Annotated in this window: 4 protein-coding genes and 1 pseudogene; 3 read left to right on the top strand and 2 right to left on the bottom strand. The window is 74.0% G+C overall.

The window, feature by feature from the left end; genetic code table 11:
- Both B7767_RS24745 and B7767_RS24740 read left to right on the top strand, forming a co-directional pair.
- A pseudogene (locus B7767_RS24745) lies at positions 1 to 894 on the top strand (SARP family transcriptional regulator); the annotation flags it as partial.
- A gap of 208 nt (positions 895 to 1,102) precedes the next feature.
- Positions 1,103 to 1,642: a 2'-5' RNA ligase family protein gene (locus B7767_RS24740; RefSeq protein ID WP_085574136.1), complete on the top strand. Its 540-nt coding sequence runs from the start codon at positions 1,103 to 1,105 to the stop codon at positions 1,640 to 1,642.
- Positions 1,643 to 1,693: 51 nt separating this feature from the next.
- On the opposite strand, the gene B7767_RS24735 is transcribed toward B7767_RS24740, so the two are convergent.
- Positions 1,694 to 3,109 carry an FAD-binding oxidoreductase gene (locus B7767_RS24735; RefSeq protein WP_085574135.1) on the bottom strand — a complete coding sequence of 472 codons (1,416 nt, stop codon included), beginning with the start codon at positions 3,107 to 3,109 and terminating at the stop codon, positions 1,694 to 1,696.
- Between the two features lie 235 nt (positions 3,110 to 3,344).
- Positions 3,345 to 5,243: an NAD-binding protein gene (locus B7767_RS24730; RefSeq protein ID WP_085574134.1), complete on the bottom strand. Its 1,899-nt coding sequence runs from the start codon at positions 5,241 to 5,243 to the stop codon at positions 3,345 to 3,347.
- 285 nt (positions 5,244 to 5,528) lie between these two features.
- On the opposite strand from B7767_RS24730, the gene B7767_RS24725 reads away from it, so the two are divergent.
- Entirely contained in the window at positions 5,529 to 7,523 is a 1,995-nt protein-coding gene (locus tag B7767_RS24725) for an FAD-dependent oxidoreductase (RefSeq protein ID WP_085574133.1), read from the top strand.
- Positions 7,524 to 7,603 lie beyond the last annotated feature (80 nt).

Genomic DNA, 7,603 nt, shown 5'->3' with positions numbered 1-7,603 from the left:
CTTCCCCGGGCGGCCGCCACGTCCGCCGCCGAACCGTGGCGGCTGCGCGCCGAACGCGCCGCCGAGGAGGCCGTCCGCCTCGCCCGCCGCCTCGGTGACCCCGCGGTGCTCGCGTTCGCCCTCAACGGCGCCTTCATGCAGTCCTTCGCCACCTGCGGATCGGCCGCCCGCCGGGACGCCCTCGGCGCCGAACTGACCCGGCTGGCCGTCGACCACCAGCTGCCCGGCCACGAGGTTCTGGGCCGTCTCGTCCGCGTCCAGGCCCTCGCCGGTCTCGGTGACCTCGCGGCGGCGGACGCGGAGGCCGAGGAGATCGACCGGCTCGCGCACCGCAACGAACGGCCCCTCGCCGCGGTGTTCACCTCCTGGTACCGGGCCCTGCGCGCCTGCGAGACCGACGGATGGCCGGCGGCCCGCCCCCGGTACGCCGAGCTCCTCGCGGAGACCGCGGGCTACGGCATGCCCGGACTCACCCGGGGAGCGGCCGCCCTCGTCGCGCTCGTCCCGTCGATGCGGGACGGCACCCTGCCCGACCCCGACGACTTCGCCGGCCTCGACGCCGGCCCCTACCGGCCGTGGCTCGTCCCCCTGCTGCAGGCCGCCTCCGGCGCCACCGAGCGAGCCCGGCAGGCACTCGCGACGGTTCCCCGGCCACCCCACGACCTCCTCCAGGAGGCACTCTGGTGCGTACTGGCCCGCACCGCCGCGGCCGTGGGACACCAGGAGGTCCTGCGCCGTGCCCGTGACGAACTCGCCGCCGCCGACGGCGAGTCGGCCGGCGGCGGCAGCGGCCTGGTCTCCTTCGGCCCGGTCGCCCGCCATCTGCGGGCCGCCGACGCGGTCCTCGGCGGGCGGGATCCGTCCCTTACGGGGCCGGCGGACGGCGGCGCGTAGCAGCGGTGACCACGACGCGCAGGACGGCTTCCGCCACCGCCTCACGGAGGACGGCGGCAGGCTCCCGGGCACCGGCACGCAACGACCGCGCCCGGACGCGCCGGAGGTACTGCCGCCGCAGGCCGGGCGCCCGCTCCGAGCCCGTACGACGAACACGGCGGATCGCGATGGCCGGCGGACCGCCGCGTAGGCTGGCGCCGTGCGCACCGTGGAACTGCTGCCCGACACCGCCACCGAGGCGCACGTCCGGGAGATGTGGCGCATGATGGCCGCCGCGGGACTGTCCAGCCTCGCGGAACACCGGCACCCGACCAATCGGCCCCACGTGACCCTCGCGACGTGCGAGGACCTCCGCCCCTCGGCCAGGGCGGAACTCGCCGCGCTGCTCGACGGCGGGCTGCCCGTGCCGTTCCGGCTGGACGGGCTGCTGCGCTTCGACGGACGTACCCGCGTGCTCGCCTGGCGTGTCGAGGCCGACGCGCCGGTCCTCGAACTGCACCGGCGGGTGTGGGAGGTACTCGCCCCCACCGCCGGCCGCCTCAACCCGCTGCACGCTCCGGGACGTTGGATCCCGCACATGACGCTGGCCCGGTCGCGCCGTGCCACGGCGCGGTGGCCCGACCGCCTTCTGCCCACCGCGCTGCGCGAACCCCGGGAGGCGGCCTTCACCGGCGCGCGCAGCTACGACTCCACGACCCGTACGGTCGAGAGCCTCGGCGGTGCGGCCCACCCACCACCGGCCGGCTGAGAAGCCGGCCGGACGGCACCGCCGGACCTCTGCGGCCGGGCCACGTCACGGTCACGGACGGTACGCGGCCGACCGGAAGAGGCCCTCCGGGTCGTACGCGGCGCGCGCGTGCTCGAGCCGCTCCTCGTGCGAGCCGAACACCGCGCCCCTCAGCTCCCCGGCGTCCTCACCGAGCCCCGCGAAGTTGACGTACGTCCCGCCGCTGGAGAAGGGCTTCATCGCGTCCCACGCCGAGCGTGCCCAGCCGATCGCGGTGTCGTCCAGCGCCGGGTCCTGCCAGCCGGCGTCGATGCTGACGTTGAAGCGTGCGGACCGGTGTGCGAACGCGCTGTCGTCGGGGCCGACGCGCGCCACGGCGCCGCCCAGGGTGCGGACGACGATCAGGCTCTCCGGAGTCGGACGCCGGGAGTACCAGTCCACCAGGGTCCGGATGGCCTCGTCGCCGAGGTCGTCCATGAAGTGCGACTTCATGAAGTAGCGCTCCCCGTCGGGGAACCGCCAGGTGTTGGCGCCCTGCAACGCGACGTAGGGCACGGTTCCGCTCAAGTCGAGGAGTGGCGGGCCCAGTTCGCGTTGCGGGGCCAGCGCCGCCGCGGCGCCGTCTCCCGGCGGGCCCCCGTGGACGGCCCCGACCATCACGCAGCTCGCCCGGTGCAGTTCGGCCGGAACCGCGGGGTCCGCGGGGACGCTCCACAGCAGCAGCTCCGGCGTCACCGTGTCCGGCGCGACGGCCGCGGCGTCCCGCCAGGCCCGCAGTACTTCCTCGGCACGCTCGTACGGGTGGAGGACCAGTACGGCGGCCACCTCGGGGCCGAGCGGGTGGAGGTCGAACTCGAAGGAGGTGACGACACCGATGCCCCGGCCGCCGCCGCGCGCCGCCCAGAACAGCTCGGGCTCCTCCTCCCGGCTCGCGGTGCGTACCGTGCCGTCCGCGGTGACGACCGTCAGGGAGCGGAGGCTGTCACAGCTCAGGCCGAACGTCCGCATCACGAAACCGAAGCCGCCGCCGAGGGTGAGGCCGGCGATCCCGGTCGCCGAGATCTCCCCGCCCGGCGCGGCCAGACGGTGCAACTGGGTCTCACGGTCGAACTCGCCCCAGGTCACTCCCGCCTGGGCCCGAGCCGTGCGCGTGGCGGGGTCGACGTGCACGCCCTTCATGTGCGAGAGGTCGATCACCAGCCCGTCGTCGCAGACCGCGCTGCCCGCCACCTGGTGCCCGCCTCCGCGGACACTGACGACGGGCCGGAACTTCCGCGCCGCCCGTACCGCCTCGACCACGTCCGCCGTACCCGAGCACCGGGCGACGAGTGCGGGGTGCCGGTCTATCAGCCCGTTCCATACGGTTCTGGCCTCGTCGTAGCCGGGATGGCCACGGTCGATCACCTCACCGTGCAGCGAGGAACGGAGTTCCTGCGACAGGGCCTGCTCCGGGACGGTCCTCGGCATGGCTGTTTCCGTGTCCGGCATGGGCGTCACCTTCCCCGGGTGCGCGCTGCTGACTGCCGCCGACGCTCCCCACGCTAATGCGCGGCCCGCCGGTCCGCACGCGGGCCGTCCCCTCCCGCCGGGCACCGGGACCGGACGGCCCCCGGACACGCCGTGACGCCGTTCACGGGGAGGGCCCGCACGCGTCCTCCGGCGGCCCGGTGCTCCTGGCCCGCAGGCCTGCCCCCGCCCTGAGGCGGCCGGGCGGAACCGTCCGTCAGTCCTTGCCGATGACGACCACCTCGTCCGCGGCCGTCCACCGGCGCCGCTCGGCTTTGGGCGGGTTGACCCGCATGCCGTGACCGGGATCCGTCGACGAGCCGTCGTGGCTCCGGTAACCGATGGCGCATTCACCGCGATGACGTGCCGCGGCCACGACCGTGGCGAAGGACGTCTCACACCCGGGCCGTACGTAGTCGGTGGCCGGCCGCAGGCGGACCCCGGCGCCGTCGGCGGAGAACAGTTCCTCGAACACCGCCGCCAGGTGACGGTTCTGGGAGATCTGCGCCATGAGCAGGCCGATGAGCTTGCCACTGATGATCACGTCGGCTCCGGGACTGATGGGGGCCAGCGCCCGGTTGCGGTCGTCGATCAGCTCGGTGACGACCGGCAGTTCACGCCCGGTGGCCTCCTCCAGTTGGCGCAGCAGCAGGAGGGTGACGAGCGTGCGGTTGTCCGGTTCGTCCGGCGCCTGTCCGGGAACGGGGTCCCGGCCGAGCACGATCACGCTGTCGTAGGAGTGGACGTCCAGACGCCGCAGGGTCTCGGGGCGGGTGACGTCCCCGTGGTGCAGTGTCAGGGCCAGGCCGGTGCCGCCGTGCGCGTCGGCCTCGTCCACCTGCCGGACCGTCGCCTCGTCCCCGTCCGCCACCACGTCGACGGTGGAACCGGGCCGGGCACGGCGGCGCAACTGGTCGATCATGAGCGGCGCCCGGCGGTTCCAGCCCAGCAGGAGAACCCGCTCCGCCCGCGCGGGTGCCGGCGGCCCGGACGTCATCGCCCCCTTCTCGACCAGCTCCGCGCAGTCGCCGAGCCAGGCCGTGTCGTCGTCACGGGAGATGACGACGAGCAGGTCGTCCGCGGCGAGGGGCGTTCGCTCCGGCGGGTTGAGCAGGGGAGTGCCCGAGCGCACCATCCCGACGACGCTCGACGTCGGGTAGGACAGCAGCGCGTCGCCGAACGGCCGCCCGGCCAGGGCCGGTTCGGCGATCAGATAGAACTCGTCGCCGGCGAAGTCGAGGAGTTCCTGGTGGACCAGGGAGAGCCCGGGGCGACGCGCGGCCTGGACGATCAGCCGGGCGGTGACGGTGTCGCTCTCCAGGATGACGCCGTCCGGCCCGGCGGCGAGACGGGCGGCCAGGCGGTAGCGGTCGTCCCGGACGGCGGCGACGACGGGCGGCGGGGCGGTCCCCCCGGGCAGGGCCGCCCTGAGCGCCAGCAGTGTCTTGACCACCTCGGCGTCGGCGTCCGGCTCGTCGTGAGGCATCACCAGCACGACACCGGCCGTCTCCGGGCTGGTCAGACCGATCACGGCCGGGTCGGTGGTGGGGCCGCTGCGGCAGATCAGCCGCGTACGGCCGCCGGGACCCACCTTCGTGCTCAGGGCCTCCTCCATGGCGGTCTTGTCCCGGTCGGCCAGCACGGCCACCGCCGCCCGCCGCTGGTTGGCGTTGGCGGCCACCAGCTCGCCCACCACCGTGAAGACCTGCTCCGACCACCCCAGAACCACGGCGTGCCCCTGCTCGAGCACCGTGGAACGGCCACGGCGCAACGCGGTGAGCCGCTCCGTCAGGGCCGTCGTGATCAGACCGACGAGGGTCGAGACGTACAGCAGGGCGACCAGTGCGAGCAGCAGCGACAACGTGACGCGCAGCGGCGTCCCCGTCGAACCGCCCAGCCGCAGTGTCTCCCCGGTCAGGCGCCACACCTGCGCGAACCGGTCCGTCAGGGAAGCCGGCGCGTCGGGGTCGGTCCACACCAGCACCGCACTGGCCGGGACCACGACGGCCAGACACAACAGCGCCATCCAGCCGACGAGGGCGGAGGCACCGCGGGCCAGCGTGCTGTCGAACCAGTAACGGGCCCTGTCGCCGAACCGAGCGCGCGGCTGCGCCACCCTTCCCCCCTTGGTCGCCCCGCGCTCCTGCGGGTCCGGTACGGCGCCGCGTACGCGACGCGCGAGCCCGCCGGAGAGCACGGATGTGGATACGCAACTGGCAGTGTGCGGGAAAGATCGCCACGGCATCGCGGGGTCGCCCGGCATTCATTCCTTCGGGTTCCCCGGGCCGTCCGCGCCGGCCGGCCCGCCGTGGCGTCAGGGTTCGTCGCCGCTTCGCTCCTTCGGGTCAACTCCGGGACGAAAGAAGGGCGTCCGGTCACAGCCACCAGTACAAAGACCGCCATGACTGAAGATCACGCGGTGGTGCGCTCGAACAGCGGCTTCTCCCGGAGGAGCTTCACGGCGGCGGCAGGTACGGCCACGGTGGCGACGGCCCTGACCGGCGGCGGTGCCGCGGCCCTGCCCGCACCGGCCGCCCCGGCCGACAGCCGTGGCCCCGACTTCGACCGGTGCCTCGCCGTCGCCCGCGCACTGCTCGTCCTGGACTCCGACGACCACCCCCTCGTCCCGCGTTACCGGCGCGTCCTCCGGGAGGGACTGCCGGCACACCGGCGGACGCGCCCCAGGGACGTCCTGATCATCGGCGCCGGCCCGGCCGGACTGGTGGCCGCCTGGCTGCTGAAGAGGGCCGGCCACCGGGTGACGGTGCTGGAGGCCAACGGCAACCGCGCGGGCGGACGCGTCAAGACCTTCCGCAACGGCGGCCACGAACAGGCCGCACAGCCCTTCGCCGATCCCCGGCAGTACGCCGAGGCGGGCGCGATGCGCATCCCCGGCAGCCATCCCCTGGTGATGGAGCTGATCGACCGGTTCGACCTGAAGAAGCGGCGTTTCCACTACGTCGACGTCGACACCGAGGGACGCCCCGCCCACCGCACCTGGATCCACGTCAACGGCATCCGCGTGCGGCGCGCCGACTACGCCCGCGCGCCCCGGCGCGTGAACCGGTCCTTCGGCGTCCCCCGGGCCCACTGGGACACCCCCGCCGCCGCCATCCTGCGCTCCGTACTGGACCCGGTGCGCGACGAGTTCAGTCACGTCGACCGCGACGGCAAACGGGTCGGCAAACCGCTCCCCGAGCAGTTGAAGGGCTGGGCCCGCGTGGTGCAGCGGTTCGGCGACTGGTCGATGTTCCGCTTCCTGACCGAGCACGCCGGCCTCGACGAGCGGACCATCGACCTGATCGGCACCCTGGAGAACCTCACCTCCCGCCTCCCGCTGTCCTTCATCCACAGCTTCATCGGCTCCTCCCTCATCAGCCCCGACACACCCTTCTACGAACTGGAGGGCGGCACGGCCGTACTGCCGGACGCCCTGCTGGAACGCGTGCGCAAGGAGGTGAGGTTCGACCGCCGTGTCACGCGCATCGAGTACCACCATCCCGACCGCGCCTCGTCGGACACCGAGCACGTCCGGGGCAAGGGACCGCACGTGTGGGTGGACACCGTGTCCGAGGGCCGTGACGGGCCCGTCGTGCGCGAGCAGTTCACCGCGGACGTCGCCGTGGTGACGGTGCCGTTCTCCGGACTGCGCCACGTGCAGATCGAGCCGCCCATGTCGTACGGCAAGCGCCGCGCCGTCTGCGAACTGCACTACGACAGCGCGACCAAGGTGCTGCTGGAGTTCAGCCGCCGCTGGTGGGAGTTCGGCGAGGCCGACTGGAAGCGCGAGCTGAACGCCATCGAGCCGGGCCTGTACGACGCCTACCGCACCGGCCGCGCCACCGCGGACGGCAGCCTGCTCGGCGCCCATCCCTCGGTGCCCGACGGGCACATCTCGGCGGGCCAGCGCACCCATTACGCCGCCAACCGCGCGCTGACGCGCGACCAGCCGGAGGCGGTCGACGTGGTGGGAGGCGGATCGGTGTCGGACAACGCCAACCGGTTCATGTTCCACCCCTCCCATCCGGTTCCGGGCAGCGAGGGGGGCGTGGTCCTGGCGTCCTACAGCTGGGCGGACGACGCGCTGCGCTGGGACTCCCTGGACGACGAGGCACGGTACCCGCACGCCCTGTGCGGCCTCCAGCAGGTCTACGGCCGGCGCATCGAGGTCTTCTACACCGGCGCGGGCCGCACGCAGAGCTGGCTGCGCGACCCCTACGCCTACGGGGAGGCGTCCGTGCTCCTGCCAGGGCAGCACACGGAGCTGCTGCCCGCCATCCCCGTACGCGAAGGGCCGTTGCACTTCGCCGGGGACCACACGTCCGTCAAGCCGGCGTGGATCGAGGGAGCCGTGGAGTCCGCCGTGCGTGCCGCCCTGGAGATCCACACGGCATGAGCCGAGCGGCCCCCTGAACCACGACGCGGGCGCGGGCCGCGGCGCACCGGCGCCGCGGCGCACCGGCGCCGCGGCCCGCG

The organism is Streptomyces sp. 13-12-16 (genome assembly GCF_002114215.1).
Lineage (GTDB): Bacteria > Actinomycetota > Actinomycetes > Streptomycetales > Streptomycetaceae > Streptomyces.
This window is presented reverse-complemented; position numbering and strand designations above follow the sequence as displayed.